This window comes from Streptomyces hirsutus (assembly GCF_001418415.1).
Classification (GTDB): domain Bacteria; phylum Actinomycetota; class Actinomycetes; order Streptomycetales; family Streptomycetaceae; genus Streptomyces; species Streptomyces hirsutus.
In genome coordinates this window covers 23,676-47,534 of record NZ_LIQT01000196.1, presented here as the reverse complement: position 1 = coordinate 47,534, position 23,859 = coordinate 23,676, and the positions used below count along the sequence as shown (strand labels likewise).

The 23,859-nt window shown below is 72.5% G+C and carries 25 protein-coding genes and 1 pseudogene; 10 read left to right on the top strand and 16 right to left on the bottom strand.

Translation table 11 applies throughout. The features are described 5' to 3' along the window. The first annotated feature begins 172 nt into the window (after window positions 1-172). The gene (locus AOK11_RS15770) at window positions 173-472 is read left to right on the top strand and encodes a DUF4235 domain-containing protein (protein ID WP_055594354.1); all 300 of its coding nucleotides are present in this window, start codon (window positions 173-175) and stop codon (window positions 470-472) included. 108 nt (window positions 473-580) lie between these two features. Here AOK11_RS15770 and AOK11_RS15765 read toward each other — a convergent pair whose 3' ends face one another. After that, on the bottom strand, window positions 581-973 hold the full coding sequence (locus AOK11_RS15765; RefSeq protein ID WP_055594353.1) for a VOC family protein: 393 nt from the start codon (window positions 971-973) through the stop codon (window positions 581-583). Between the two features lie 328 nt (window positions 974-1,301). On the opposite strand from AOK11_RS15765, the gene AOK11_RS15760 reads away from it, so the two are divergent. Then, window positions 1,302-2,333 (top strand): 7-epi-alpha-eudesmol synthase, encoded by a 1,032-nt coding sequence (locus AOK11_RS15760; RefSeq protein WP_055594352.1) that lies wholly within the window; start codon window positions 1,302-1,304, stop codon window positions 2,331-2,333. 104 nt (window positions 2,334-2,437) lie between these two features. Here AOK11_RS15760 and AOK11_RS15755 read toward each other — a convergent pair whose 3' ends face one another. From AOK11_RS15755 to AOK11_RS15735, 5 genes are read right to left on the bottom strand one after another with little or no spacing between them, the layout of a single operon-like run. Continuing rightward, window positions 2,438-3,688 carry a cytochrome P450 gene (locus AOK11_RS15755; RefSeq protein WP_055594351.1) on the bottom strand — a complete coding sequence of 417 codons (1,251 nt, stop codon included), beginning with the start codon at window positions 3,686-3,688 and terminating at the stop codon, window positions 2,438-2,440. Next, window positions 3,685-4,290, bottom strand: a complete 606-nt coding sequence (locus AOK11_RS15750; protein ID WP_055594350.1) for a GTP-binding protein — start codon at window positions 4,288-4,290, stop codon at window positions 3,685-3,687. The genes AOK11_RS15755 and AOK11_RS15750 overlap by 4 nt, the downstream gene beginning before the upstream one ends. Further along, entirely contained in the window at window positions 4,271-4,642 is a 372-nt protein-coding gene (locus AOK11_RS15745) for a DUF742 domain-containing protein (protein ID WP_055594349.1), read from the bottom strand. The genes AOK11_RS15750 and AOK11_RS15745 overlap by 20 nt, the downstream gene beginning before the upstream one ends. Further along, window positions 4,639-5,049 (bottom strand): roadblock/LC7 domain-containing protein, encoded by a 411-nt coding sequence (locus AOK11_RS15740; RefSeq protein WP_055594348.1) that lies wholly within the window; start codon window positions 5,047-5,049, stop codon window positions 4,639-4,641. The genes AOK11_RS15745 and AOK11_RS15740 overlap by 4 nt, the downstream gene beginning before the upstream one ends. After that, window positions 5,046-6,890, bottom strand: a complete 1,845-nt coding sequence (locus tag AOK11_RS15735) for an ATP-binding protein (protein ID WP_055594347.1) — start codon at window positions 6,888-6,890, stop codon at window positions 5,046-5,048. The genes AOK11_RS15740 and AOK11_RS15735 overlap by 4 nt, the downstream gene beginning before the upstream one ends. A 495-nt stretch (window positions 6,891-7,385) precedes the next feature. Here AOK11_RS15735 and AOK11_RS15730 point away from each other — a divergent pair, with 495 nt between their 5' ends. After that, window positions 7,386-7,703, top strand: a complete 318-nt coding sequence (locus AOK11_RS15730) for an anti-sigma factor antagonist (protein ID WP_420902992.1) — start codon at window positions 7,386-7,388, stop codon at window positions 7,701-7,703. Between the two features lie 10 nt (window positions 7,704-7,713). Here the strand turns inward: AOK11_RS15730 and AOK11_RS15725 are convergent, their stop codons facing one another. After that, on the bottom strand, window positions 7,714-8,667 hold the full coding sequence (locus AOK11_RS15725; protein ID WP_055594346.1) for a ribose-phosphate diphosphokinase: 954 nt from the start codon (window positions 8,665-8,667) through the stop codon (window positions 7,714-7,716). A 251-nt stretch (window positions 8,668-8,918) separates the two neighbouring features. Here AOK11_RS15725 and AOK11_RS15720 point away from each other — a divergent pair, with 251 nt between their 5' ends. Both AOK11_RS15720 and AOK11_RS15715 read left to right on the top strand, forming a co-directional pair. Beyond that, window positions 8,919-9,581: a DUF4230 domain-containing protein gene (locus AOK11_RS15720; RefSeq protein ID WP_055594345.1), complete on the top strand. Its 663-nt coding sequence runs from the start codon at window positions 8,919-8,921 to the stop codon at window positions 9,579-9,581. Between the two features lie 94 nt (window positions 9,582-9,675). Then, window positions 9,676-10,218: pseudogene (locus tag AOK11_RS15715) on the top strand (VanZ family protein); the annotation flags it as partial. A 199-nt stretch (window positions 10,219-10,417) separates the two neighbouring features. Here AOK11_RS15715 and AOK11_RS15710 read toward each other — a convergent pair. After that, window positions 10,418-10,657 (bottom strand): hypothetical protein, encoded by a 240-nt coding sequence (locus AOK11_RS15710; protein ID WP_055594344.1) that lies wholly within the window; start codon window positions 10,655-10,657, stop codon window positions 10,418-10,420. A 161-nt stretch (window positions 10,658-10,818) separates the two neighbouring features. Between AOK11_RS15710 and AOK11_RS41835 the strand changes: the two genes are divergently transcribed. Then, on the top strand, window positions 10,819-10,965 hold the full coding sequence (locus AOK11_RS41835) for a hypothetical protein (RefSeq protein ID WP_338058928.1): 147 nt from the start codon (window positions 10,819-10,821) through the stop codon (window positions 10,963-10,965). Between the two features lie 547 nt (window positions 10,966-11,512). Here AOK11_RS41835 and AOK11_RS15705 read toward each other — a convergent pair. Then, complete coding sequence (locus tag AOK11_RS15705) at window positions 11,513-11,785, bottom strand: hypothetical protein (RefSeq protein ID WP_055594343.1); 273 nt, start codon at window positions 11,783-11,785, stop codon at window positions 11,513-11,515. 82 nt (window positions 11,786-11,867) lie between these two features. After that, window positions 11,868-13,157, bottom strand: coding sequence for an ROK family transcriptional regulator (locus tag AOK11_RS15700; RefSeq protein WP_055594342.1), 1,290 nt, complete (start codon window positions 13,155-13,157; stop codon window positions 11,868-11,870). 234 nt (window positions 13,158-13,391) lie between these two features. On the opposite strand from AOK11_RS15700, the gene AOK11_RS15695 reads away from it, so the two are divergent. From AOK11_RS15695 to AOK11_RS15685, 3 genes are all read left to right on the top strand, one after another. After that, the gene (locus AOK11_RS15695) at window positions 13,392-13,886 is read left to right on the top strand and encodes an FBP domain-containing protein (protein ID WP_055594341.1); all 495 of its coding nucleotides are present in this window, start codon (window positions 13,392-13,394) and stop codon (window positions 13,884-13,886) included. 132 nt (window positions 13,887-14,018) lie between these two features. After that, window positions 14,019-15,272, top strand: a complete 1,254-nt coding sequence (locus AOK11_RS15690; protein ID WP_055594340.1) for an FUSC family protein — start codon at window positions 14,019-14,021, stop codon at window positions 15,270-15,272. 59 nt (window positions 15,273-15,331) lie between these two features. After that, window positions 15,332-16,396, top strand: a complete 1,065-nt coding sequence (locus tag AOK11_RS15685; protein WP_055594339.1) for a hypothetical protein — start codon at window positions 15,332-15,334, stop codon at window positions 16,394-16,396. Between the two features lie 51 nt (window positions 16,397-16,447). Here the strand turns inward: AOK11_RS15685 and AOK11_RS15680 are convergent, their stop codons facing one another. Further along, a complete protein-coding gene (locus AOK11_RS15680) occupies window positions 16,448-17,176 on the bottom strand; it encodes a DUF2470 domain-containing protein (protein WP_055594338.1) in 729 nt (242 codons plus the stop codon). 88 nt (window positions 17,177-17,264) lie between these two features. Then, window positions 17,265-17,873, bottom strand: coding sequence for a TetR/AcrR family transcriptional regulator (locus AOK11_RS15675; RefSeq protein WP_055594337.1), 609 nt, complete (start codon window positions 17,871-17,873; stop codon window positions 17,265-17,267). Between the two features lie 128 nt (window positions 17,874-18,001). Here AOK11_RS15675 and AOK11_RS15670 point away from each other — a divergent pair, with 128 nt between their 5' ends. Next, window positions 18,002-19,474, top strand: a complete 1,473-nt coding sequence (locus AOK11_RS15670; RefSeq protein WP_055594336.1) for a cytochrome P450 — start codon at window positions 18,002-18,004, stop codon at window positions 19,472-19,474. A gap of 334 nt (window positions 19,475-19,808) precedes the next feature. Here the strand turns inward: AOK11_RS15670 and AOK11_RS15665 are convergent, their stop codons facing one another. From AOK11_RS15665 to AOK11_RS15650, 4 genes are all read right to left on the bottom strand, one after another. Next, a complete protein-coding gene (locus tag AOK11_RS15665; RefSeq protein WP_055594335.1) occupies window positions 19,809-20,651 on the bottom strand; it encodes a pentapeptide repeat-containing protein in 843 nt (280 codons plus the stop codon). A 45-nt stretch (window positions 20,652-20,696) separates the two neighbouring features. Continuing rightward, window positions 20,697-21,644: an RNA polymerase sigma factor SigJ gene (sigJ, locus tag AOK11_RS15660; protein ID WP_079034870.1), complete on the bottom strand. Its 948-nt coding sequence runs from the start codon at window positions 21,642-21,644 to the stop codon at window positions 20,697-20,699. 11 nt (window positions 21,645-21,655) lie between these two features. Next, complete coding sequence (locus AOK11_RS15655; protein WP_055594333.1) at window positions 21,656-22,399, bottom strand: PIG-L deacetylase family protein; 744 nt, start codon at window positions 22,397-22,399, stop codon at window positions 21,656-21,658. Between the two features lie 96 nt (window positions 22,400-22,495). Further along, complete coding sequence (locus AOK11_RS15650) at window positions 22,496-23,797, bottom strand: alpha/beta fold hydrolase (protein WP_055594332.1); 1,302 nt, start codon at window positions 23,795-23,797, stop codon at window positions 22,496-22,498. Between the last annotated feature and the right edge of the window lie 62 nt (window positions 23,798-23,859).

Genomic DNA, 23,859 nt, shown 5'->3' with positions numbered 1-23,859 from the left:
GCAGGGGTGAGCCCCGCCGCGTTCGGGGGTACGCGGCGGGGCTCACCCCTGCCGTCACGCCATGGGCGGGGATTACCCCGGTCGGGCCCGGTCGGGCCGTGCGGAGGGCGGAAAACGGGGAACGTGGGGCACAGGAGCTTTCCGAACGTCTGCACCGACCTGGGAGATCCACGTGGCGAAGAAGAAGAGCAAGAAGCTGCCCCTGGCGTACAAGCCCGTGGGGTTCGTGTTGGGCTGGACGAGCGGCACCGTGGCGGGGCTCGCGTTCCGGAAGACCTGGAAGCTGATCCGGCACGAGGACGACGCCCCCGACGCACTGGACCGGGACCGCCGGTGGGGCGAGATCCTGCTGGCCGCGGCGATCCAGGGCGCCATCTTCGCGGTGGTGCGCAGTGCAGTGAACCGCGCGGGCGCCAAGGCCATCGAACGCTCGACGGGCTCCTGGCCCGCCCACGAGAAGGGAAGCGCCTGACCAGGCCCCTCTCCCCCACCGCACGAAGCCCCCGGCGCCTCTGCGCGCCGGGGCGCGGCCCTCAGGAGTCCCGGCCGGCCCTCGCCGGGCCCGGCCGCTCGGCGGGCGTCAGCCCAGCTTCGGCGCCACCGGGACATCGCAGCGCACGGTGAAGGAGTGCCCGGCCGGGTCGGCGTAGCCGCGTTCCTCCAGGGGGCCCGTGGCGTCCTTGGTCTCCACCGGGCGGCCGCCGAGACCCACGATCAGACGTTCCACGGCGTCCAGGTCGTCGACCACGAACTCCAGGTGCGCCTGGAGCGAGTTCTCTGGACGCGGCCAGCTCGGCGCGGTGGCGTTGGTGTCACGGCGCAGCGCCAGCCGGAAGCCGTCGGCGGCCCGGATCTCCACCCGGTTGGCCTGGGCGTCCACCACCTCCGCCGCCAGCAGCTCGCGGTAGAACTCGGCGAGTTTCTCGGGTTCGGCGCAGTCGAGCACCACCACTCCCGCAGGCACGGTCGGCATGTCTCCTCCACAGGGTCCGGGGTCCGTCCACGGGCCGGGGCTGCTCCCCTGCCCGTACGGGGCACCTGTCCCGGTTCCGCGGATTCAATCAGCACCAAGTCCAATGACTCCTGGGGCATTTGGGAGCACATACACCTCAAGTGACGTGTGCAGTAACGGATATCACGACGGCCACCCGGTGTAGATCATCTAGGACCTGGGCAGCCTCGTTCCGCTTACTGGTTCAACTTTCGTGCGTTAAAGCCGAGTTCGAGTGTGCGGGTCGCCTCCGCGACGGCCCGCCCGCAGGGCGGGGGGACTCTGCGTTTCGTCTCCCGAAAGGAAGCACATGTCTCAGGATGTCCGGTTCGACCTTCCCTTCAACACCCCGGTCAGCGAGCATCTGGAGTACGCGCGGGCGCGTCATCTGCGCTGGGTGTGGGACATGGGACTGGTACGCAGCCGGGCCGGGTTCGACGAGTACCGCTCCTGGGACCTGCCCCAGGCCGCTGCCCGCACCTACCCGTACGCCTCGGCCGAGGACATGGTCGTGCTGATGAACTGGTTCTCGCTGGCGTTCCTGTTCGACGACCAGTTCGACGCCGGCCGGCCGGACCGGGCGGACGTGATAGCCGACGTGGCGCGGGAACTCATCGTCACCCCGCTGCGGCCGGCGGGGAGCACGCCCCGGGTGATCTGCCCGATCACGCTGGCCTGGGCGCAGGTCTGGGAACGCCTCTCGGATGGCATGTCCCTGACCTGGCAGACCCGGTTCGCCGCCTCCTGGGGCCGGTTCCTGGTGGCCCACTGCGAGGAGGTCGACCTGGCGGCCCGCGGGCTGACCGGAACGCTCGGCCTCGACGAGTACGCCGTGTTCCGGCGCCGTACCGTCGGTATCCACCACAGTATCGACGCCGGTGAGCGCAGCCGCGGCTTCGAGGTGCCGGCGCGGGCGATGGCCCATCCCCTGATGGAGCGGATGCGTGATCTGGCCGCGGACACCATCGGATTCATGAACGACATCCACTCCTTCGAGCGGGAGCGGCGCCGCGGCGACGGCCACAACCTGATCGCCGTACTGCACCGGGAGCGCGGCTGCTCGTGGGAGGAGGCCGCGGCCGAGGCGTACCGCATGACGACCGCCTGCCTGGAGGAGTACCTGGAGCTCGAGGCGCGGGTGCCCCGCATGTGCGACGAGCTCACGCTCGACGCGGACGAGCGCAAGCGGGTGGACAAGGGTGTGCAGGCCATCCAGCACTGGATCGAGGGCAACTACGAGTGGGCCCTGACCAGCGGCCGGTACTCGGCGTCGAAGGAGGGCGAGGTGGCCACGGCCGAGCAGGCGGGCCGCGGCTCGGTCGACGATCTGCTGACCGTGTGAGACGTCCGTGCTGCCCCGCCCCGTGGCGGGGCGGGGCAACACGGACGGTCACGGAGGCCGGCGCGGCAGCCGGTCGCAGCGGCTGTGGCGGCGCCGCCCGGTGGTCAGGCGCTGAACTCGACCGGCAGACGGTCCAGTCTGGTCTCCCAGGTGGAGGCGGTCGAGGACAGTTCGTCCGGCGGCACCGCCAGGCGCAGGTCCCGCAGCCGGTGCAGCAGGACGTCCACGGCGATCTCGATGACGGCCTGGCCGATGTTCTGGCCGGGGCATTCGTGCGGTCCCCCGCTGAACGCCAGATGCGACTGGTTGCCCTGTACGGACACCCCGGAGTCCGGGCGGATCTCCGGGTCCCGGTTGCCCGCCGCGAGACCCAGGACCAGCAGATCGCCCTCCTGGACCCGGTGGCCGCCGATCTCCAGGTCGCTGGTGGCGAACCGGCCGGGCAGCACCGCGAGCGGCGGGCTGTTCCACATGACCTCCTCGACGACCGCGGAGATGTTCAGCCGGCCGCTGATCAGCCCGGACAGCCGCGCGGTGTCGGTGAGGACCAGTTGGAGCACCCGGGCGAGCAGGTTGCTGGTGGTGGTGTGGCCGGCGATCAGCACCAGGCGCAGATGGCTGACCACCTCCTCCTCGTCGAGCCGGGCGGGGTGCGTCAGCAGGGCTGTGGTGAGGTCGCTGCCGGGTTCGGACCGCTTGCGCACGACGAGCGCGCCGAGGATCTCCTGGATGCGGCTGTCGTGCGTGACCGCGTCCTCACCGCCCTTGAGGACCTGGGCGCACGACTCGACCAGGTCGCGTCCCTCGGCCTCGGGCAGCCCCAGGACGCGGGCGATCACCAGCATCGGCAGGTACTCGGCGTAGTCGCTCACCAGGTCGGCGCGGCCGGTGTCCGCGAAAGCGTCGATCTCCTTGTTCGCGAAGTGCGTGGCGTGCCGGCGGATGCCACGGCCGGCCGCGGCCTGGAGTCCGTCGGTGACGGCTCCGCGCAGCCTCCGGTGCGGTTCGCCGTCCTGGGAGACGCAGTCGGGGCGCCAGCCGAGCATCGGGACCAGTGGTGAGGTGTCCGCGACCCGCCCGTCGCGCTGGTCGCGCCAGATCCGGGCGTCCCGGGTGAACTGGCGGGGGTTGTCGAGCACCCGCCGGATGTCCCGGTAGCCCAGCACCAGCCAGGCGGGTACGTCGCCCTCCAGGAGCACCGGCGCCACCGGCCCGTGTCCCTTGCGCAGCCGCTCCTGGACGCCGGCCGGGTCGGTGGCCAGGTCCGGCCCGTACAACCGGGCCAGGTCCGCGCCGTGGTGGGCGACGGGGCAGCCGCGGGCGGCGCCGGGAGCGGTCCCGGCCGGGTCGTTCATCGGGACTCCACGGCCGCGGCCGAGCGGTCCCGCAGGTGGTGGATGAGGGTGACGAGCACGTCGCGGCTGGCGGACCGGTCGCGGGCGTCGAAGGCGACGACCGGGATGTGCCCGGGGATGTCCAGAGCGTCCCGGATCTCGTCCACCGGATAGTCCTTGGAGTCGGGGAAGACGTTGAGGGCGATGACGAAGGGCACGTTCTGCCGTTCCATCTCCTCGATCGCCCGGAAACTGGAGGCCAGTCGCCGGGTGTCGACCAGGACGACCGCGCCGAGCGCCCCCTTGAACAGCCCGTTCCACAGGAACCAGAACCGCTCCTGGCCGGGTGTGCCGAACAGGTACAGCACCAGACTGTCGTTGATGCCGATCTTGCCGAAGTCCAGGCTGACGGTGGTCTCCGTCTTGTCGGCGACGCCGATGAGCCGGTCGACGTCGGCGCTGGCCTGGGTGAGGGTCTCCTCGGTGGTGAGCGGCTTGATGTCGCTGACCGACCGGACCATCGTGGTCTTTCCGGTACCGAAGCCGCCGGCGATCATCACCTTCACCGAGCGGGTGTCCCCGGCCGTATGCCGACCGGCTTGGTCAAAGCCTTTCAAGTCCACTGAGTACCTCCTCAAGGAGCGCGAGGTCGGGCCCGCGGTCGGCGTCGTGGGCCGGAATGGGGTCACGGGCTTCGACACGGCCTCCGTCCAGCAGGTCCGACAGCAGTACGGCGAGAATGTTGAACGGCAGCCCGAGGTGGGCGCCGAGTTCGGCCACCGAGAGCGGTTCACGGCAGCGGCGGATGATCTCCTCGTGTTCGTGCTGCATCCCCGGGACGGGGTCCGAGCGGGAGACGACGAGGGTCGCCACGTCGAGACTCGACGCCGAACCGCCCGGTCCGCTGCGCCCTCCGGTGAGGACGTAGTAGCGCTCGAGACCGGACGGGTCCGACGGCCGGCGGGGAGCACTCATCCAGAGTGCTCCTCCTGGCGCACAGTGGTGCCGAGCAGCTCACCCATTCTGCGGGCGAGGTCCCTCATCTGGTGCCCGAGCAGGCCCTGGTCCAGGCCCTCGCGGGCGAGGACGCCGAGGTAGGTCTCCACGCCCGCCCTGACCACGAAGAGGTGGCCGCCGTCGACCTCGATCATCGCCAGCCGAAGTTGCCCCGCGTAGGCGGGGAACTGCTCGGCGACCGGCTGGGCCAGTGCCTGCAGCCCGGCGACCACGGCCGCGAAGCGGTCCACGTCGTCGGGGTCCTCCGCCCCGAAGGAGGTGATGGCCTTGCCGTCGCTGGAGGCCACAAGGGCGAAGCGGATCTCCTGGATGCTCTCGACGAGATCGCGGAGCGCCCAGCTCACGTCGTTTCCCTGGTGTGTCATGGGGTGTGGTCGCTCTCCTCGGTGCGGTGCTTCGTGTACTCACGTCCTGCGGGGGTGTCACCGGCGGCCGCCCCGGGCGCCGCGCCGGTGTCGCGTTCTGCGGATTCGCGTTCGCCCACGTCACGCCCCGCGATGTCGCGGCCGGCGGTGGCGAAGGCGGCGAGTCCGGTGAAGGACGCGTCCGGTGGTACGGCGGTGACGGTGCTCCGCCCGCCGCGCTCGGGCCGTCCGGTCTGCCGCGGCTCCGCCTCGGCCCGCCTGCTGCTGCGGCGCCGGGGCAGCCCGCCGGGCGTGGTGTCCAACGCCCCGGCGGACCCGGGGAACGTGTCGGAGCCGGGTGCCTCGGCGGAGTCGGCCGGCCACAGGTCGGCCTCCCCGTCGTCGGTGACCGCGGTCCACGGCAGGACGGGCGTCGCGGCAGGAGCCCCCGCAGCGGGGGCGGCCGCGGCCTCGGTGGCCGTGGGCAGCGGGCTGAAGTACTTGTGCGGCACGACGACCACCACCGAGGTACCGAGCCAGGGCGAGTCGGCGAAGGTGACGCGGATGCCGTAGCGGCGGGCGAGGACGCCGACGACCCGCAGGCCGATGTTCGCGTCCTCGGTGATGCCGCCGATGCCCGCGCCGGGCGCGGTGCCCGCGAGGGCGTGCTCGGCCTCGCGCTTCTTCTCCTCGCTCAGGCCCTTGCCGGAGTCCTGGATCTCGATGCCGACGCCGTTCGGGACCTCCTTGCCGGAGACCACCACGGGCTCGGTGGGCGGTGAGTAGCGCGCCGCGTTGTCCAGCAGGTGAGCGAAGATCAGCGTGAGGTGGTCCACCAGCCCGCCGTCGACGCCGAGTTCGGGCAGCCGGCGCAGCTGGACGCGGTGGAAGTCCTTGATCCGGCCGATGCCGCCGCGCATCACACTCAGCAGCCGCTGCGGCTCCTGCCACTGCCTGCCCGGCCGGTCCGAGCCGCCGAGGACGCCGACGCTGGCGGCGAGACAGTCGGCGGGGCCGATCTCCTGGTCGAGTTCCATCAGGCCCCGGGCGACGGCCGGGAGGCGGCCGTGCTCCCCCTGCATCTCGTGCAGCCGGCCGCGGAGTTTGCTGGTCAGCACGTGGATGCGGTTGCCGATGCTGATGACGGCCTGTTCGGCGGAGGTGGAGCGGTCGAACTCCTCCTCGAGCGCCATCAGGGAGATCCGCAGTATCTTGCGCAGTTCCGCCTGGAGTTCGGCGCCGGCCCCGGCGCACCGGTGGACGCTCGGCAGCAGGTCGTCGATGGCGTCACCGGCACGCAGGCGCTCGATCGCCTCGGGCAGCTGCTCGTCGGCGAGCCGGGCCACCGCGGCGAGCTGAAGCGCCAGCCGCTCCTCCAGGGCTTCGGCCTGCTCGGCGATCCGGGCCTCATGGCGCTCGGCCAGTCCGGCCAGTCGCGCTTCGAAGTCCTCGGTTTGTTCGGCGAGTTGACTCTCGTGTGTGGTGCTCCGCTCGGTGAGGAGCCGTTCGTGCGCGGCGTTCCGCTCGGCGAACCGCTCCTCCTGGGCGGTGCGCTCGGCGGCGAAGTCCCGCTCCAGGCCCGCCGCCTGCTCCCGCCATTGCAGTGCCTTCCGCGCCTGCTCGACCTGTGCGGCGCGGAGGGCTTCCTCGGCCCGGAACAGCCGGGTACGGGTACGGAGCAGCAGTCGTACGCACCACGCGCCGGCCATGGTGGCGGCGGCGCCGGCGACGGCGGCCGTTATGCGCTCCGAGCTCATGAACGTGGCGGCGATCGTCCCGCCGCCCAGGCCCAGCGGCATCAGCCACCAGCTGTACCAGGCGGCAGGGGGCCGCGCCGCCGGTGGCAAAGTGGCGAGTTCCATCTGCATCCTTCGAAGCAACACGATCAGACACGGGGGGCGTGCAAGGGGACCGCACTCATGGGTACGTATCGCGAACCGGCGCAGTGCGATCACTTCAACTCGCAGCGCCGACAAGGAGCTTATCGGTTCCGACCACAAAAGGATCAAGTTCGTGAGGCGGTGGAAGTGAGGGTTCCGTCACGCCCGTGAGGAGAGATGGCAAGAACAAGTGGCTTGATCTGTATGGGCAGTTGAGCATCCAGTCGGGTCTCGGGCCGCCTGTGACCGCATCGCGCGACACCGGACTGGCCAGATCCGCAAAAACTCGATCGCAATTCGAAGACATATGACGATCAAACATGCCCACATCCATGCGCTCGGGGGTAACTTTCAGTGCGGGGACCGGCGTTGGGGACCGGTCCGTGCACGAAGCAGGCTGGAGGCGATGGCGTGGTGCGGCACCAACCTGCACCGCCGACCCGGTTTCTCCGCGTCCGTCAGGACCGGGGGCACACGGTGCTGGATTTCCGCGGCGAGATCGACATCGTCGCGGAGGTGGAGGTCGTCCCGCACCTGGACGCGGCGACCTCGGACCCGAAGTGCCGCGTCGTGATCGATCTGACCCGGGTCGAGTTCCTGGACGCCTCCGGTCTGCGCCTGCTGTACCGCGCCCGGAAGCGGGTCCTGGAGCAGCACGGCAGTCTGCACCTGGTGTGCACCGACGCACTGACCCTGCGGGTGCTGCGGATCACCGGCCTGGCCCGGCTGCTGCCTCCGCGGCCGACCCTGGACGCGGCCCTGGACCAGCCGGAGGCCACGCCGGGCCCGGTGTGACGAGCGAGTGCTATTCGGTCGGCGGCGCGTCGAACAGGGCGCTCACGGACTCACCGTTGTGAATGCGCCGTACCGCCTCGGCGAGCGCCGGGGCGATGGACAGGACCCGCAGCTTGTCCGTGTGCTCCTCGGCGGGCACCGGGACGGTGTTGGTGCACACGATCTCCAGCACGTCGGGCTGCTCGCCCAGCCGCTTGAGCGCCCCGGCCGCGAACAGGCCGTGGGTGCACGCCACCCGGATCGAGCGGGGGCCCAGTTCCCTCAGCCGGTCGAGCAGTTCGAGCACCGTGCTGCCCTTGGCGATCTCGTCGTCCAGGACGATGACGTCCCGCCCGGCGACCTCGCCGATGACGGAACTGATCCGCACCCGGTCGTCGGCGAACCGCTGCTTCGCCCCGGCCGCGACCTGCGCTCCGATGAGACGGGCGAACGCCGCCGCCTCCTTCGCGTTGCCCAGGTCGGGCGAGACGACGGTGGTGCGGCTGAGGTCGTACTGCCTGAAGTGCGAAGCGAGTTCGCGCAGTGCGTGCAGATGGTCGACGGGCACCGAGAAGAATCCGTGCACCTGCGGTGCGTGCAGGGTCATCGCCAGGACGCGGCTCGCTCCGGCCGCCACCAGGAGGTCCGCGACCAGTCGTCCGCCCATGGAGATGCGCGGGGCGTCCTTCTTGTCGGAGCGGGCGTAGGAATAGTGCGGCATCACGACGGTGATCCGGGAGGCGGACGCCCCACGGGCCGCGTCGCACATCAGGAGCAGTTCCACGAGGTGTTCCTGCACCGGTCTGACCAGTGGCTGCACCAGAAACACGTCGCGCTCGCGGCAGTTGGCCAGCAGCTGCACCTCCAGACAGTCGTTGGCGAACCTGCTGGCCCGGATGGGGCTGAGCGGCACGCCCAGATGCGTGCAGACCTCCGCCGCCAGTTCCGGATGGGCACTGCCGCTGAACACGGCGATGTCTCGCACGGGTCGGCTCCTCGAATGATCATGTCGACCGGAAAGCTCATGCTAGTGGCCCCTGACCCCCGGGCCGCCGCCGTCCGGCCACCGCGGGCACCATCCGGTGACCCCTTCGACCATCGTTTCGACGACTCCTCCGCAACTCCCGGCGCCCCGTGCGCCCCCGCATGCTCCCAGCGGCGCCTTTCAGGCCTCAACTCCCGTGTCTGTTCCGGGAAGTGGGGGGCATTCGGTCACTAGGAAGGAGGGCCGTCACCATGACGACTCCCATCAGGCGCCTCCCCGGGCGCGTGCCGGGCTGGGCGAAGGTACTCACCGCGGTGGTGGTGGTGCTCGCCGTGCTCTTCGCCGGGATCCGGCTGAGCGTCCTGCCGGGCCTGAAGGACCTGTTCGGCACGGAGACCCATGACCGCTCCGGTCCCGCGCTGCTGGAATCCATCCAGGACATCAGCCGGTACGACGCGGCGACCGGCAACTTCCAGGTCGTGGTGGACCTGGAGAAGGACACCAAGTTCCTGCCCGACGCGATCCGCGGCAGCCGCACCCTGTACGTGGGCGCGGGCACCGTCGACGCCTATGTCGACCTCGGAAAGCTGGGCAAGGACGACGTGCAGGTCGACGAGGACCGTACGTCCGCGACCCTGCGGCTGCCGCACGCCCGCCTCGGCACTCCGGCGCTCGACCCCGAGCGTTCCTACGCCGTCTCCAAGGAGCGCGGGCTGCTCGACCGTCTCGGTGACCTCTTCTCGGACAACCCCAACAGCGAGCAGGCCGTGCAGAAGCTCGCGGTGCGGCACATCGGCGCCGCGGCGAAGGAGAGCGAACTGACCACCCGTGCCGAGAGCAACACCACGGGGATGCTCGAAGGCCTGCTGCGCTCCCTGGGGTTCACGAAGGTGGACGTCTCCTACGGCGACTGACGGCAGCGGTGTCCGCGCCGCCCCGGCGTAACTACGGCGCCCCGGGCGGCCGGCCCATCCCATTCATGACAGCAGTTGACGGTCGGAGGACGGAATGACCCGTACAGCCCCACGCCCACGCTTCACGCGGCGCCGGAAACCGGACAGCGTGCCGCCCGGACGCGGGGGCGGCGGGAACGAGCGGCGTCCGCTCCCCCTGCCGGTCCGGCTGCTCGTGATGCTCTGCGCCTTCGCGTTCATGGTCGTTTTCGCGGTGGCGCTGGCCCGGCTCACGCTGCAGCCCTCGCCCGCCTCCGAGTCGCTGATCCACACCAATCTGCACCCCGGCCGTTCCCTGCGGACCTATCTGGACCAGCCCGCGCTGCGCGACGCCGTCCGCCAGGTCGGCGGCAACCTCCTGCTGGGCGTGCCCTTCGGCGTCCTCGCTCCGGTGCTGGCGCCGCGCACCCGCGGATTCCTGCAGGTGCTGCTGCTGACCGGGATCGTGATGCTGATGGTGGAGTTCGCGCAGGGCGCGCTGATCACCGGTCGCGCCTTCGACATCGACGACGTCATCCTGAACACCAGCGGGGCGCTGATCGGATACCTCCTGCTGGGGCGTCGGCTCAGCCGGGCCGTGCACGCACGCAAGCCGAAGGCCGGGGCCGCGCCGAAAACCAGGGCCGGGGCCAGGCCGGTCACCAAGCCGAAGAGCGCGCCGAAGGGCACGGCACTGAGCAGGCTGCGGGGCAAGGCGAAGGGCAGGGACCGGACCGGGGCGAAGTCCAGGGCGGAGACCAGGGCCGAGGCATGACCGGGGCGGCACGCCGGGCAGGACCGGCGTGCCGCCGCGGCGCCTACCGGCGCGGGGTCCAGGTGTACTTGTCCCCGCCGACCCAGCGGACCACGTCCGGATCGTCGAGGTCATGGACGGTGATCCCGAACGCGGCGGCGGCCAGCAGCACGTCGGTGATGGTCTTGGCCTCGCCGATCACTTCTCCGTCGATCTCCACGATCCGGAACGGCGGCGTACCGGGCTGTACGCCGAGCACCATGATCCGTGGATGGGTCATGTAGAGGCTCGCGCTTTCGGTCATGCATACGAGCGTAGAGCGCAAACCGGACGAGCGCGGGTTGCGTGTCGGTGGGGGAGGGCTGGAGCGAGCGCCGGGGCTCTTTGGGGCCTTCGGCCGCTGTCCTGGTTCCGTCCGTCGTCCGGCCGTGTGCCCTGGGCGCCCCTGGAGCGCGGGGCGCCCCCATGGCTCCCGTCGAGGCGCTGGAGCGGATCACCTTTCCGCAGGAGCGGTCCCTGCCACCGGGGTGCCTCGTCCGGGCCTTCCGTACCCCCGCACGGGTGCTGACCGGCCGGGCGGGGGCGAGGTGCGCCGAGGGCGGTGGCCGGTGAGGCGCCCGGCTGCCCGTGCACCCTCGGGGAGGAGGCCGTCGGCACGGCGGCGGTACGGGGCGGGCCGGAGCTGCGGGTGTCGCTGCTCGGCGACTGCGCTCGGCCGGCGTGGGCGGCCCTCACCGACCGCTCGCCGGGGCCGACCGCGGCCCGGGGCTCTCTGCGAACCGGTGGGCAGGCCGGTGGGCCCGCGTTCGTACCGCTCGCGCAGGGTTCCCGGGCCGGGGTGACGTGCATCACCACAAAGTCGGAGCATTCGGCCGGAACACCTGGAACACACCGGGACCGTCCTCCGTTGAAGAGAACGTGGGTACGGCGGGAACAGTGTCCCCGGGCCTCACCCCTTCCGCCCACAGGGACGATCGTTCGGCTGAAGCCCTGTGGAGCCTTCGCCGAGAGGCGACCGCCTTCCGTACCCACCACCGAGCCGCCCCGACCGCGATTCCCCCGTCGCGGTCGGGGCTTCCTCTTTTCCGTCCACGGGCGGGGGCGAGCGGGAACCTCCCGTTGCGCGGGCACGGCCCGTCGTGCGGGTCCGCGATGCGCGCTACCCGGTGGGCTCGTCCGGTACCGGCTGCTCCGGGTCGGCGGAGGCCGAGTGCGGTGCGCCCCGCCGCCCGGTCCCGGCCTCGTCCGTGTCGGGGACGTCGGGCTGCCGCTCCGCGGCCGCATCCGCGTCGGACTCCTCGGCGGCCACACCCTCGTCGACGCCCTGGGCGACCTCCCAGGGGTCCTCGCCCTCGCCCGCCTGCTGGTCGGGCAGATCCCGGGGGATGCCCCGGCCGTTCTCACCCGGTCCTTCGTGGCGGTGGTCGGTCACGGCACGCTCCCTTCCTCCGTAAGCGGTTCCGCTCTTCCGTACGCGTGCCCCGCGGGTACCGCTGCGGCACCCGGCGAAACGCTCAGTGCGGCGTCCGTTCCCGCAGAGCTCTGTGCCATGCGGGCGGCGGGGATTCCGGGTCCGGGTCGGGGCGCCGTCCGCCGCGGGCGAAGAAGTCGGCGAGCGGCAGGATCGCGGCGCCGACCGTGACGGCGTCGGGACCGAGGCTGCCGAGCTCGATCGTCACGTTCTCAGCGGGATGACGCAGCGCGTACGACAGGGCGTGCGTGCGGACGGCGGGCAGGAAACGGGCGCCGAGCTGGAGTCCGGCCCAGCCGCCCATGAGGATGCGTTCCGGCTGGAAGAGGTTGATCAGGTCGGACAGGCCGGCGCCCAGGTACTCGGCGGTCTCCTCCAGCACGGCGAGCGCGACCGGGTCGGCGGCGGTGCCGTCGGGAGGGTAGGCGGCGGCGAGCATCGCGGTCAGCGCCGTCTCCTCGTCGGCTCCTCGGGGGACCCGGCCGCCCTCCTCCCGCCACCGGGCGAGCAGCGACTCGGCGCCCGCGTAGGCCTCCAGGCAGCCGAGCGCGCCGCAGCGGCAGCGCCGTCCACGGACCCGTACGGTCAGGTGCCCCCACTCGACCGCGCGGCCGTGCTCCGCCTCCGGGGTGACGAGGCAGGCGCCGACGCCGGAGCCGAAGAGCACGACGAGGGCGTTGCGCGCGCCGCGTCCCGCCCCGAACCACATCTCGGCCTGGCCGAGGGTCCTGGCCCCGTTGTCGATGAAGCAGGGCACGCCCTCGGGCAGGGGCGAGCCGCTGCGCAGCAGGGACTCCAGCTCGATGGCGTCCCACCCGATGGTCTGCCCGTGGACGACGGCGCCCCGGTCGGGAGTGTGCTCGACGATGCCGGGGACGCCGATGCCGACGCCGAGCAGCCGCTCGGGGGCGAGGCCGGCGGCGGCGAGCACCTCGGTGATGCCGGCGTGGATGTGGTCGACGATGACGTCGACCTCGTAGCGCTGCTGCTCCAGCGGGCGCTCGGCGCGGGCGAGTTCGGTGAGCGTCAGGTCGAACAGTTCGACCCGGACCCGGGTCTCGCCGACGTCCACGCCGATCATGTGGCCGCTGTCCGGTGTCACCCGGAGCAGGGTGCGCGGACGGCCGCCGTCGGAGTCGACGCTGCCGGCCTCCTCGACCAGTCCGTCACCGATCAGGTCCGCGACGACGTTGCTCACCGAGCCGGAGCTGAGCCCGGTCGCCGGGCCGAGTGCGAAGCGGCTGAGCGGTCCGTCGAAGTAGAGCCGCTGCAGCACGGCCCTGCGGTTGGCCCGCCTGAGGTCGCGTACCGTGCGCCCGTTCCGCCCCGCCATGTGGCTGCTCCTCCCGAACCCCTGCCCGACCTGCAACATACCGCCGGGAACCACCTCGGCGCGACTTTCTCGCACCCTTATTTAATGTGGTGAACTAAAGCCGTCCGCCCGCACCGTCCCGAGCCACCCCGAAAAACCGTTGGATCGGGGCCCTTCGGGATCTTTACCGTGGGACGGAAACCCGGGCCTTCCTGGTTTCGGCAGGCCGTACCAGGAGAACGCCGGAGAGCCACCATGAGACCACTCACCGACCAGGACATACGCGGTTCCTTCGTCAATTGCTCGAAGGGTGAGGCCAAGCGTCTGTTCGTGCCCCGCGACCTCGGGGAGCGGGTCTGGGAGGATCTGGACTTCCTGGGCTGGCGGGATCCGGGTGCGCCCGACCGCGCCTACCTGGTCACCGAGCGGGCGGACCAGGGCCGTCCGGTCGGGGTGGCACTGCGGTTCCAGCCCGCTCGACGCGGCTCTCTGCAGCGCAGCATGTGCTCGCTGTGCCTGACGACGCATCCGCGCGGAGGCGTCTCCCTGATGACCGCGCGCCGGGCGGGCGCGGCCGGGCGCGAGGGCAATTCGGTGGGCGCCTACATGTGCGCCGACCTCGCGTGCTCCCTCTACCTACGGGGCCGGAAGGTGCCGGAGTCGGGCATGCGGATCGAGGAGAGCCTCACGCTCGACGAGCAGGTCGCCCGCACCCTGGGGAATCTGTACGCCTTCCTCGACAAGGTGTGACGTCCCGGGGGCTCCGGTGGGCCATCGGTCCGCGAGCGTCCCCGGGATCCCTGAGCATCGCCGTGTCCCCCGCACGACTGCGGAACCTCCCGAAGACGTTCGACGCTTCCGGTGAGAGGGAAGCGTCGAAGGATGCGAGAGGTACGTGAGTGGACGGCGCCGGTCAGGAAGTTCGTCAAGCGGCACCGTGATCCGGAGTCCGTGCAGACGATCCGCTCGACGGCCGCGGCGACGATCGCATACGTCATCGCGCTGCGGCTCAGCCCGGAGCCCGCCCCGCTCACCGCGCCGCTGACCGCGCTGCTCGTCGTCCAGGTCACCCTGTACTCCACGCTCACCACCGGCGTGCGCCGGGTGAACGCCGTGGTGGCCGGGGTGATCGTCGCCATCCTCTTCAGCCTTCTGGTGGGCCTGACCTGGTGGAGTCTGGGTCTGCTGATCCTGGCGTCGCTGATCGTCGGACACCTCGTACGCGTGCACGAATTCGTGCCCGAGGTGGCGATCAGCGCGATGCTGGTGCTCGGTGTGACGTCGGTCGGGGACGTGGCGTGGGAGCGCATCCTGGAGACGCTGATCGGCGCCGTCGTCGGACTCTCGTTCAATCTGCTCCTGGCCCCGCCGGTGTGGGTCGAGGAGGCCGGTGAGTCGATCGAGGAGCTGGCGCGGCGGGTGCGGCGGCTGATGCTGCGCCTGGGCGAGCAGGCCTCCGGGCAGACGGCCCATCGCAAAGCGGCGGCCCGGCTGCACGAGGCGCGCCGACTCGATCACGACATCTCCGAGGTGGACGCGGACCTGCGGCAGGCCGAGGACAGCCTGCGGCTCAACCCGCGCGTGCGCGAGGGCCTGCTGCACCGGGTCGTGCTGCGCACCGGGCTGGACACCCTGGAGATCTGCACGGTCGTCCTGCGGGTGCTCGCCCGCACCTTCACCGACCTCGCGAAGGAACACGAGCCGGACCCCCTGTTCTCTCGGGAAACGGGTGCCGTCGTCGAACGGCTGCTGTCCGAGATCTCCGACGCGGTGGTCAGCTTCGCGGTGCTGGTCACCTCGAGTGTCAGTGAGAGTGCGGAGTCCGCCGAGGACCGGCTCATCGCCGCACTGCGGCAGGCCGCCGCCACGCGCGACCGGCTGGGCCGGCTGTTGCTGGAGGAGATCCGCAAGGACGCCCGGCAGTGGCAGCTGTACGGCGCGCTGCTGGCCGAGGTCGACCGCATCCTGGACGAGATGGACACCGAGCACCGGACGCACCGGCTGATGGAGGAGCTGGACCGGCACACCCGTGAACAGCGGGAGCGCATGCCCCGGATCACCCGGACGCGGGACCGGCTGCGCCTTCCCGGCCGGCTGCGCCGGAACCGTCGGCGCACCGCCGGGCGTTCTCGGTGAGGGAAGCCGGCGGCGGGCGGGTACACCGCCGGCCACGAGCACACGAAGGGGGCGCGCGGATGACCGACACCGACGTGCGGATCGACGGGAACACCTTGCGGCTGCCGGGCGGGGCGGCGGTGCGGTTCATCCGTACGCTGCGGCTGCCGGAGACGGGCATGCACGCCCTGCCCCCGGGCCTGGGCGAGTTCCCGGTACGGCGGGTCGCGGACTACGCGGACTCGGTGCCCGAAGCCTGGCGGGCGCGCGGCGGTGTGATGCTTCCGGTGTATCTGCGGGAGGCCCTGTGGCTGAGCTTCGCGGGTACGGAGGAGCCGGCCGCGCTGCAGGTGGGGGTCGGCAAGGTGTGCGCGGTCTCGGGCCGCCCGTGGAGCGACCGGCCGGCCCGTTCGCCGCAGAACTACGTGGTGCTGCCCCGGCAGCGCTGGCTGGACGGCATCAACTCCGGCAAGGGGACGGTCCGCCAGTTCGTGGCCGTGCCGCTGGGCCTGGGCGCGACGGTGGAGGGCCAGGTCACCGGCGAGGAGGTGTGGGGCGGCGTCCAACTGCAGTCGTTCCCGCTCGGCGAGGGCGCGCTGGCCCGGTGGCGCCGGGCGGAGCAGGAGCGGCTGGAGCGGCGGCGGGCGGAACTGACCGCCCGGTCGCCGGCCCACACCGAGGGTTACGGCGCCGCATCCGCCATGGCCGTGCCGCCCGCGCCGAGCGCGGCCCCCACGGGGCCCCGCGGCGCGCCGCAGCCCGCCGCCGCGATGGGTCTCGGTGTCGGCGGTTCCATGCGGCAGGAGGTCTACCGGGACGACCGGCCGCTGACGGACTGGGCCGAGCAGCCGTCGGGGCGGGTGTTCGTCCACCTGGTGACGCCTCCCGAGTGGCGGCGCATCACGGGCGAGGCGCCGCCTCCGTCCCCGGTGGACCGGGCCGCCTACACCCGGGCGGGGCTGCCCTGGTTCGACTACTACGACCAGGACGCGCAGGACCTCGGCCCGGCCGGCCCGCTCCAGTCGGTGAAGCCGGTCGGCGACTGGCTCGGGGACGACCACGAGCCCTGGCAGCCGCCGTCGCCGCACCAGGTGAAGCAGCTCGGGGACGCACCGGGCAAGCCGGTGGAGGACGGTGACTGGTAGCCGCCGGACGTCGGGACCGAGAACGGGGGCCCGCCGTGTACGCGGCGCCGATCAGCCGTCGCCGTCGGCGCGTTGCCGTTGCAGCGGACGGGGGCAGGTGACCGCGCTCGCCTGGGAGAGGAGTACGTGCATGCGTTCGGTGAGCTGGCCGAGGTCGTCGGCGGGCCGGTGGAAGGGCAGCCGTACGTCACCGCCCGCGCGGACGCGTTCGATGCGCAGGGTGAGTCCGTGCCGGTCGACGGCGAGCGGCTGGACGCGGACCACGCCGTGCAGGCTGTTCGGTTCGACCAGACGGGTCAGCCGCTCGACCGCGTCGCCGTGGCAGTCGGCGAGGTGGGTCAGCAGCCGGGCCTCGGCGGTGGCCAGCGGGTCGGGCCGCGCCGCGGCGAACTCGTCCGGATCGACGACGACGGCTCCGGACTCCCGCCGCAGCACCACCCGCGTGGGGCGGAAGGCGAGGTGGTCGTCCTCGGTGGTGAACCAGCCGGCGAGCCACAGCCGGGCGCGGATCCTCTTCCGCACCGGGACGGGTGCGACGTCGGCGAACTCCAGTACGGCGGACGGTTCGCCCCGGGGCGCGCAGATCGCGGCGGTGAGCAGCGCGCTGTCCTCGGGCACGTGCAGCAGGACGCGGCCGTCGTCGGCCACGCCGTGCGCGCCGACGAACTCCTCGCGCGAGCCCTCCGCGGTCACCGCGCAGGACCATGCGGTGGCGAGCACGGAGCGGGCCCGCTCCGCCGCGCCGGGTTCGGCCGTCCAGCCGTGCGTGTCGTCACCCATCCTCGAACCTCCTATTAGGTAAGCCTTGCCTAACCTAGCGAAGATCGAGGCGTACGCCAAGCGGATCACGTGACCTTTGCGTGACCTTTCAAGGCGCGAGGACGCCGAGCAGGGCGCGTGCGCACAGGTCCCGCACCTGTTCCCGGCTCAGCTCGGAACCGCGCAGCCATTCCAGGCACACCGCGGTGGTGAAGGCCAGCCAGCCGCGCACGGCGAGGCGCGCGTCCGGCCGCCGCCCGAACACCGGGCCGAACTCGGGGTCCCCGGCCAGCGCCGCCAGGATCTGCCGCTCCTGCGCGGCCAGAGCCCGGTGGTAGACCCGGCGCACCGTCAGGTCCCCTGCCGCCTCGGCGCGGTGGAAGGCACGGTAGCCGTGCGCATGCGCCGCCACGTACCCCAGGTACGCGTCGAGCCCCGACGCCAGCTGCTCCCGGACGGGAGCTCCGGGAACCGCCGCGGTCATCCGCAGCATCCGGTCGCTCTCGCGCTGCACCACCGCCGCGAAGAAGTCCCGTTTGGTGGGGAAGTAGTGGTACAGCAGGCCTCGCGAGACCCCGGCGATCCCGGCCACCTGCTCGATCCACACGTCGTCGTACGGACTCTCCGAGAACAGCCGCGCGCCGACCGACAGGAGCTGCTCGCGACGCTCCTCGGTGCTGAGCCGGCGCCGTGTGCGCCCGCCCTCGTTCGCGGCCATTCCCGCACCTTACTTGACGCCGGTTCAGCAACGGGACCAGACTGGAAAGGCGTATTGAACCCGCGTACAACACGGGTTCCGCGGGCGCCCACCGCGTCGCAGTCGCTTGCCGGACCGAAGGGGATCGCATGGCGGAGACGACGACACCGACCGTGCTGCCGAGGGGGTTTCGCGGTGCGGAGCAGGGCTGGCCCGCACTGCACCGCATCCCGCATCCTCCCTACCGGGTCCCGCTCGTCGGCGACGTCATCGGCTCGAGCAGAAACACCCCGGTGCAGGACTCGATGCGACTCGCCCGACGGCTGGGGCCGATCTTCCGGCGGAACGCCTTCGGCAAGGAGTTCGTGCTGGTGGCGGGTGCGGACCTGGCGGCCGATCTGGCCGACGAGGCGCGCTTCGCCAAGCATGTGGGGCTGGGCGTGGCCAATCTGCGGCCGGTCGCGGGCGACGGCCTGTTCACCGCGTACAACCACGAGCCCAACTGGCAGCTCGCCCACGACGTGCTCGCCCCCGGCTTCAACCGTGAGGCCATGGCGGGCTATCACACGATGATGCTGGCCGTGGCGGAGCGGCTGACCGACCACTGGGACCGCGCGGCCGGGGCGGGCCGGACGGTGGACGTGCCCGGCGACATGACCAAGCTGACGCTGGAGACGATCGCGCGCACCGGGTTCGGGCACGACTTCGGGTCGTTCGAACGGTCCCGGCCGCACCCCTTCGTCACCGCGATGGTCGGCACGCTCGGTTACGCGCAGCGGCTCAACGCGGTGCCCGCGCCGCTGGCCCCGCTCCTGCTGCGCAGCGCGAGCCGGCGCAACGCCGCCGACATCGACCGTCTCCACCGGATCGTCGACGAGGTGGTCCGGATCCGGCGCGCGGACGGCGGCGGGGAGGGCGACCTGCTCGACCGGATGCTGGACACCGCGCACCCCGAGTCCGGTGAGCGGCTGTCGTCCGAGAACGTCCGCCGTCAGGTCATCACCTTCCTGATCGCGGGGCACGAGACCACCTCGGGCGCGCTCTCCTTCGCCCTGCACTTCCTCTCCCTGCACCCTGACGTCGCGGACCGCGCCCGCGCCGAAGTGGACCGTGTCTGGGGCGGTTCGGCCGCGCCGGGCTACGAGCAGGTGGCCAAGTTGCGGTACGTGCGCCGGGTGCTCGACGAGTCGCTGCGGCTGTGGCCTACCGCGCCCGCCTTCGCCCGGGAGGCCCGTGCGGACACGGTGCTGGCCGGGGAGCATCCGATGCGGCGGGGAGCGTGGACGATGGTGCTGACGCCGATGCTGCACCGGGACCCCGCGGTGTGGGGCCCGGACCCCGAGCGGTTCGACCCGGACCGCTTCGACGCGCCGGCCGTACGGTCCCGCCCCCCGCACACCTTCAAGCCGTTCGGCACGGGGGCGCGGGCCTGCATCGGGCGGCAGTTCGCGCTGCACGAGGCGACGCTGGTGCTCGGGCTCCTGCTGCGCCGCTACGAGTTGCGGCCCGAGCCCGGCTACCGGCTGCGCGTGACCGAGCGGCTGACGCTGATGCCGGAAGGGCTGCGGCTCCGCCCGAAGCGGCGGACGGCGCCGGCGCCGGCCGGGCCCTCGGCGGACTAGAACCTGGGGCCGGTCGGCTGGGGGCGGGCTGGTGTCCCCCGGTCAACCCGGGGGCGTCCGGGGGCCCGACGGCCCCTCACAGGCGTGGCCTGGGGGTGAGGCAGTCGTCAGCGGGCTCGCTCGACGTGCGAGGGGCTCTCGTCCGGTCCCGGCTCCCCGCCGGCGGCCGTGCCGCCACCTTCACCGCCCGCGGGATGTGGCCCGTCCGGCGACGACAAGCGCTCTGCCCGGCGGCGCCCAGGACGGACGGGAGGCCCCGGCCCGGCGACGCGGTGTCCCGGCCCGGCCGGGGCAGCCGACGCACCCGGGTTCACCCGGGCCCGTCGGCGCGGTGTCAGGCTCCCGCCGTCCAGTGGGCGGGACGGGTGAGTGTCCCCGGCAGGGTGGTGCCGGCGCTTCCCCGGGTCGCGTTCAGCTGGGGCTGGGTGAGGAAGAACGCCCCGGTGAGATCGGCGTCCGTGAGGTCGGTGTCGCGCAGGTCGGCGCCGATCAGGTCCGCGCCCCGCAGGTCGGCGCCGGTGAGGTCGGCCGCGATGAGGTAGGCGCCGCGCAGACTCACTCCGCGCAGGTCGGCCCCCTTGAGGCGGGCGCCCATGAGATCGGCGCCCCGGCGGTCCTTCCGGCGCCCGCGCACTCCGGACCGGGCCAGTTCGCTGGCCTTCAGCAGCAGCACGTTGACGTCCCGCCGGTGCGCATCCACGTCCAGCTCCCCCAGGTCCTGCGGGGTCCCCCGGGTGAGCCGCTCCGTCGTCTCCAGCGCACGACGCAGGTCCGTGTGCACGGGGCGGGCCGCGGGCAGGGTGAGCGCCTCGGTCAGGTACCACAGCAGCTCGTGCAGCTGCCGGACGACCGGGAAGACGTCGAACATGCGGCGGGCCCGCTCCGGTGGCAGGGTGCGCCAGTCCTCTCCGCCGAAGGTGACCTGCGAGACCTTCTGCCCGGCGCCGAAGCAGTCGTACACCGTGCAGCCGCTGAATCCCTCCTGCCTCAGCCGTGCGTGGATACCGCAGCGGTGGTCCTCGCGCAGGTTCCGGCAGGGCCGGCCTGCCTCCTTGTCCACCGCGAAGGCGGCGGAGGCGGTGAACGGCAGGGCGACGCAGCACAGCCCGAAGCACTGGGCGCAGTCACCGCGCAGTCCGGGGCGGCCGGTCTTCGGTTCCGACATGGCGTTCAGCATACGGAACGAGGGACGGGTGCCGGACCATGCCCCCGTCGGCCGGGCTCATCCCGTAAGGCCGGGCACCTCCAGACGGCCGAGCCGCTCGGGGTCGGCGAGAATGTACATGCCGGTGATACGGCCGTCGGTGACGGTGACGGCCATGACCGAGTTGAGCCGGCCCTCGACCACGCTGATGAGGCCCAGGGAGTCGTTGACCACGACCTGCTGCGCGGCCGCGGTATACCGGGCGAACAGGAGCGCCGACTCGGCGACCGCCCTCGCGCCCCGGAGCGCCTTGGACACGGCGGCGCCGCGGACCAGAGTGCCCGCGTCCGCCCTGAGGGTCACGTCCGGGTGGAGGACGGCGAGCAGTGCGTCGAAGTCACCGCCGCGGGCGGCGGCCATGAAGGCGTCGAGCACCTGCTTCTGCCGGCCGAGGTCGGGATCGGACGACGGGGTGGCGTCCCGGACCCGACGACGGGCGCGGCTGGCGAGCTGCCGGGTGGCGGCCGGGCTGCGCTCCACCACCGGGGCGATGTCGTCGAACGGCACGGCGAACATGTCGTGCAGCACGAACGCCAGGCGCTCGTCCGGCTCCAGGTTCTCCAGGACCACCAGCAGGGCCACGCCGACCGAGTCGGTCCGGAGGGCCTCCTGTTCCGGGTCGGCCGGTGCGAGGGGTCCGATCACCGGGTCCGGGACGAAGGTCTCGTCGATCGGCTGCTCCCGGCGCGCGGTGCGCGACCGCAGCAGGTCCAGACAGATCCGGCCGGTCACGGTGGTGAGCCAGCCGCCGAGGTTGGCGATGGTGCCGGGGTCCGTCCGGCCCAGTTTCAGCCAGGCCTCCTGAACGGCGTCGTCCGCCTCGGCCCGCGAGCCGAGCATGCGGTAGGCGACCGCCGTGAGGCGCCCGCGGTGCGCCTCGAAGCGCCGGGCCAGCGCGTCCCGGCCGCCCGCGTCCGCGTCCGCCTGCGCCGCTTCCACTCCGCCGTCCCCTCCTGTCCCGTCCATGCCGTCGCCCGTCACCGGGAGAACAGCTCGAAGGAGACCGCGGGCCGGTCGCCGAACCGCTTGCCCGTCTCCCGGGCGCTTTCCGTCAGGAAGCCGCGCACGTACTCCTCGGGATCCTGGTCGGTCAGTGCCTCGATGTAGGCGCGGTGTTCCAGCAGCGAGCGCACCGCCCTGTCCAGGCCGTCCGTCGCGTCCACGGCGTGGGTGGGGGTGCTGGAGCCCGTCACCGCGACCCAGCGGACCCCGTTCCAGGGTTCGAGGCCCTGCTCGGTCAGTTCCGGGAAGATCCACCGGTTGCCGGCGTCACCGGCCGCGTCGAGCACCGCGCGTCCGACGGCCACGTGGTCCGGGGTGTTCCAGAAGGTGCCGTCCCAGGTGTCGCGGTGGTTCAGGGTGATCACCAGCTCGGGGCGGTGGCGGCGGACCGCGGCGGCGATGTCCCGGCGCAGGGCGGTGCCGTACTCGATGACGCCGTCCCGGTGGTCCAGGAACTCCACCGTCGACACGCCGACCACGGCCGCGCTCGCCCGTTGCTCCCGCTCCCGGACCGGGCCGCACTCGGCGGGGGCCAGGGTGTCGATGCCCGCCTCGCCGCGGGTCGCCAGCACATAGGTGACCTCGCGGCCCGCGTCGGTCCAGGACGCGATCGCCGCCGAGCAGCCGTACTCCAGGTCGTCGGGATGGGCGACCACGGCCAGCGCGCGCTGCCAGTCGTCGGGCATGGGGGCGAGTTGAGTGGGTGTCACCTCGGTCATGCCCGCAGACTAACCTTCACCACCGACAACGCCCCGGGACGCGATACAGCACGCACGGCACACGCGCCGCACACGGCACCCGCGGCGCTCAAGGACTCACACCTCGTCGCGGGCCATCGCCAGCAGCCGGTCCAGTACGCGGGGGCCGCCCGCGCGGATGCCGTCGTGCTCGAACTCGTCGGTGACCCAGGTGCGCAGGCCGCGGATCGCCCGCGCGGTGCGCAGCGAGTGGGCCGTGTCGACGTACATGTCGTCGTGGTAGACGGCCGCCACGGCCGGGACCTCGTTGGCGGCGAGGCGGGCCGGGTCGTACAGGGGCGTCCAGTCGGTGCGGGCGGCGAGCAGTTCGGCGGTCTCGCGCAGCGGGCGCAGCGCGGGGTCGCAGTCGAACATCCAGGGGTGCACGGACTCGCCGGTGAACAGCAGGGGCCCGTCGCCCGCGAGGGCCTTCGCCGCGTCGAACCGCGGGAACTCGGCCCGGACCCGTTCGGCCGACCAGGCGGTGGGCCGGGCGTCCTGGCCGTAGATCGGCTCGTGGACGAGGGCGTACAGGGGATGGCCCGCGTACGAGAGCAGGCCCTGGGCCTGCTCCTGGAACGCGTCGGAGAGCGCCGGGCCCGCCGGGGTGGGGACGAAGGCGTCCTCCAGGAGGTGGTGCAGCCGGTGGCTGCCGTCGCCGCTGCCGAGCATCAGGCCGAGGGACTGGAACGCCTCGACGGTGAGCCGGTAGCCGTTCGGGAGGACGACCTCGCGCTCGAGGAGGTGCTCGGCGATGCGGCGGGCGCGTTCGACGTCCTGCGGGTAGCGGGCGTAGTGGGCGGCGACCTTGCGCTCGATGCGCGGGTAGGCGGCCCGGTAGACGTCGTCGGCGTGGGCGTCCAGGGAGGGCAGGCCGCCCGTGATCACGGCGGTGTCGAGGCCCTCGGGCGCGGTGGAGAGGTAGGCGACGGTGCAGAATCCGCCGAAGCTCTGGCCGAGGACGGTCCAGGGGGCGCCGCCGGTGACCTGCGGGCGGATCGCCTCGCAGTCGCGGACGATCGAGTCGGCGCGGAAGCGGGCGAGGTAGTCGGCCTGCTCGGCGGGGCCGCCGCGCAGCGGGAGCGTCTGCCGGTTGGCGGGGGTGGAGCTGCCGGTGCCGCGCTGGTCGAGCAGCAGGACGCGGTACTCCTTCAGGGCCCGGCCGAGCCAGGACGGCTTCCCGACGAATCGGTTCGCCCCGAATCCGGGGCCGCCCTGGAGGTACAGCAGCCACGGCAGCTCCTGGCCCGCCCGGTCGCCGGCGACGACCTCCCGTGCGTACAGCTCGATCGTCTCCCCCGAGGGCACGTCGTGGTCGAGGGGGACGGTGAAGCGGCGGTCGGTGAGGACGACGCCGGGCTGGCGGTAGCTGACGGTCAACGGGGCTCCCGGGACGAACGGACGGTCGGACCGCGGCCCAGTTCAGCACATGACCGTCCGGC

Excerpts from the sequence above, each read along its gene's own strand:
- AOK11_RS15765 (WP_055594353.1), bottom strand. The coding sequence starts at position 973 with ATGCCGACCGTGCCTGCGGGAGTGGTGGTGCTCGACTGCGCCGAACCC.
- AOK11_RS15760 (WP_055594352.1), top strand. The coding sequence starts at position 1,302 with ATGTCTCAGGATGTCCGGTTCGACCTTCCCTTCAACACCCCGGTCAGC.
- AOK11_RS15755 (WP_055594351.1), bottom strand. The coding sequence starts at position 3,688 with ATGAACGACCCGGCCGGGACCGCTCCCGGCGCCGCCCGCGGCTGCCCC.
- AOK11_RS15745 (WP_055594349.1), bottom strand. The coding sequence starts at position 4,642 with ATGAGTGCTCCCCGCCGGCCGTCGGACCCGTCCGGTCTCGAGCGCTAC.
- AOK11_RS15740 (WP_055594348.1), bottom strand. The coding sequence starts at position 5,049 with ATGACACACCAGGGAAACGACGTGAGCTGGGCGCTCCGCGATCTCGTC.
- AOK11_RS15735 (WP_055594347.1), bottom strand. The coding sequence starts at position 6,890 with ATGGAACTCGCCACTTTGCCACCGGCGGCGCGGCCCCCTGCCGCCTGG.
- AOK11_RS15720 (WP_055594345.1), top strand. The coding sequence starts at position 8,919 with ATGACGACTCCCATCAGGCGCCTCCCCGGGCGCGTGCCGGGCTGGGCG.
- AOK11_RS15710 (WP_055594344.1), bottom strand. The coding sequence starts at position 10,657 with ATGACCGAAAGCGCGAGCCTCTACATGACCCATCCACGGATCATGGTG.
- AOK11_RS41835 (WP_338058928.1), top strand. The coding sequence starts at position 10,819 with ATGGCTCCCGTCGAGGCGCTGGAGCGGATCACCTTTCCGCAGGAGCGG.
- AOK11_RS15700 (WP_055594342.1), bottom strand. The coding sequence starts at position 13,157 with ATGGCGGGGCGGAACGGGCGCACGGTACGCGACCTCAGGCGGGCCAAC.
- AOK11_RS15695 (WP_055594341.1), top strand. The coding sequence starts at position 13,392 with ATGAGACCACTCACCGACCAGGACATACGCGGTTCCTTCGTCAATTGC.
- AOK11_RS15690 (WP_055594340.1), top strand. The coding sequence starts at position 14,019 with ATGCGAGAGGTACGTGAGTGGACGGCGCCGGTCAGGAAGTTCGTCAAG.
- AOK11_RS15685 (WP_055594339.1), top strand. The coding sequence starts at position 15,332 with ATGACCGACACCGACGTGCGGATCGACGGGAACACCTTGCGGCTGCCG.
- AOK11_RS15680 (WP_055594338.1), bottom strand. The coding sequence starts at position 17,176 with ATGGGTGACGACACGCACGGCTGGACGGCCGAACCCGGCGCGGCGGAG.
- AOK11_RS15675 (WP_055594337.1), bottom strand. The coding sequence starts at position 17,873 with ATGGCCGCGAACGAGGGCGGGCGCACACGGCGCCGGCTCAGCACCGAG.
- AOK11_RS15670 (WP_055594336.1), top strand. The coding sequence starts at position 18,002 with ATGGCGGAGACGACGACACCGACCGTGCTGCCGAGGGGGTTTCGCGGT.
- AOK11_RS15665 (WP_055594335.1), bottom strand. The coding sequence starts at position 20,651 with ATGCTGAACGCCATGTCGGAACCGAAGACCGGCCGCCCCGGACTGCGC.
- sigJ (WP_079034870.1), bottom strand. The coding sequence starts at position 21,644 with ATGGACGGGACAGGAGGGGACGGCGGAGTGGAAGCGGCGCAGGCGGAC.
- AOK11_RS15655 (WP_055594333.1), bottom strand. The coding sequence starts at position 22,399 with ATGACCGAGGTGACACCCACTCAACTCGCCCCCATGCCCGACGACTGG.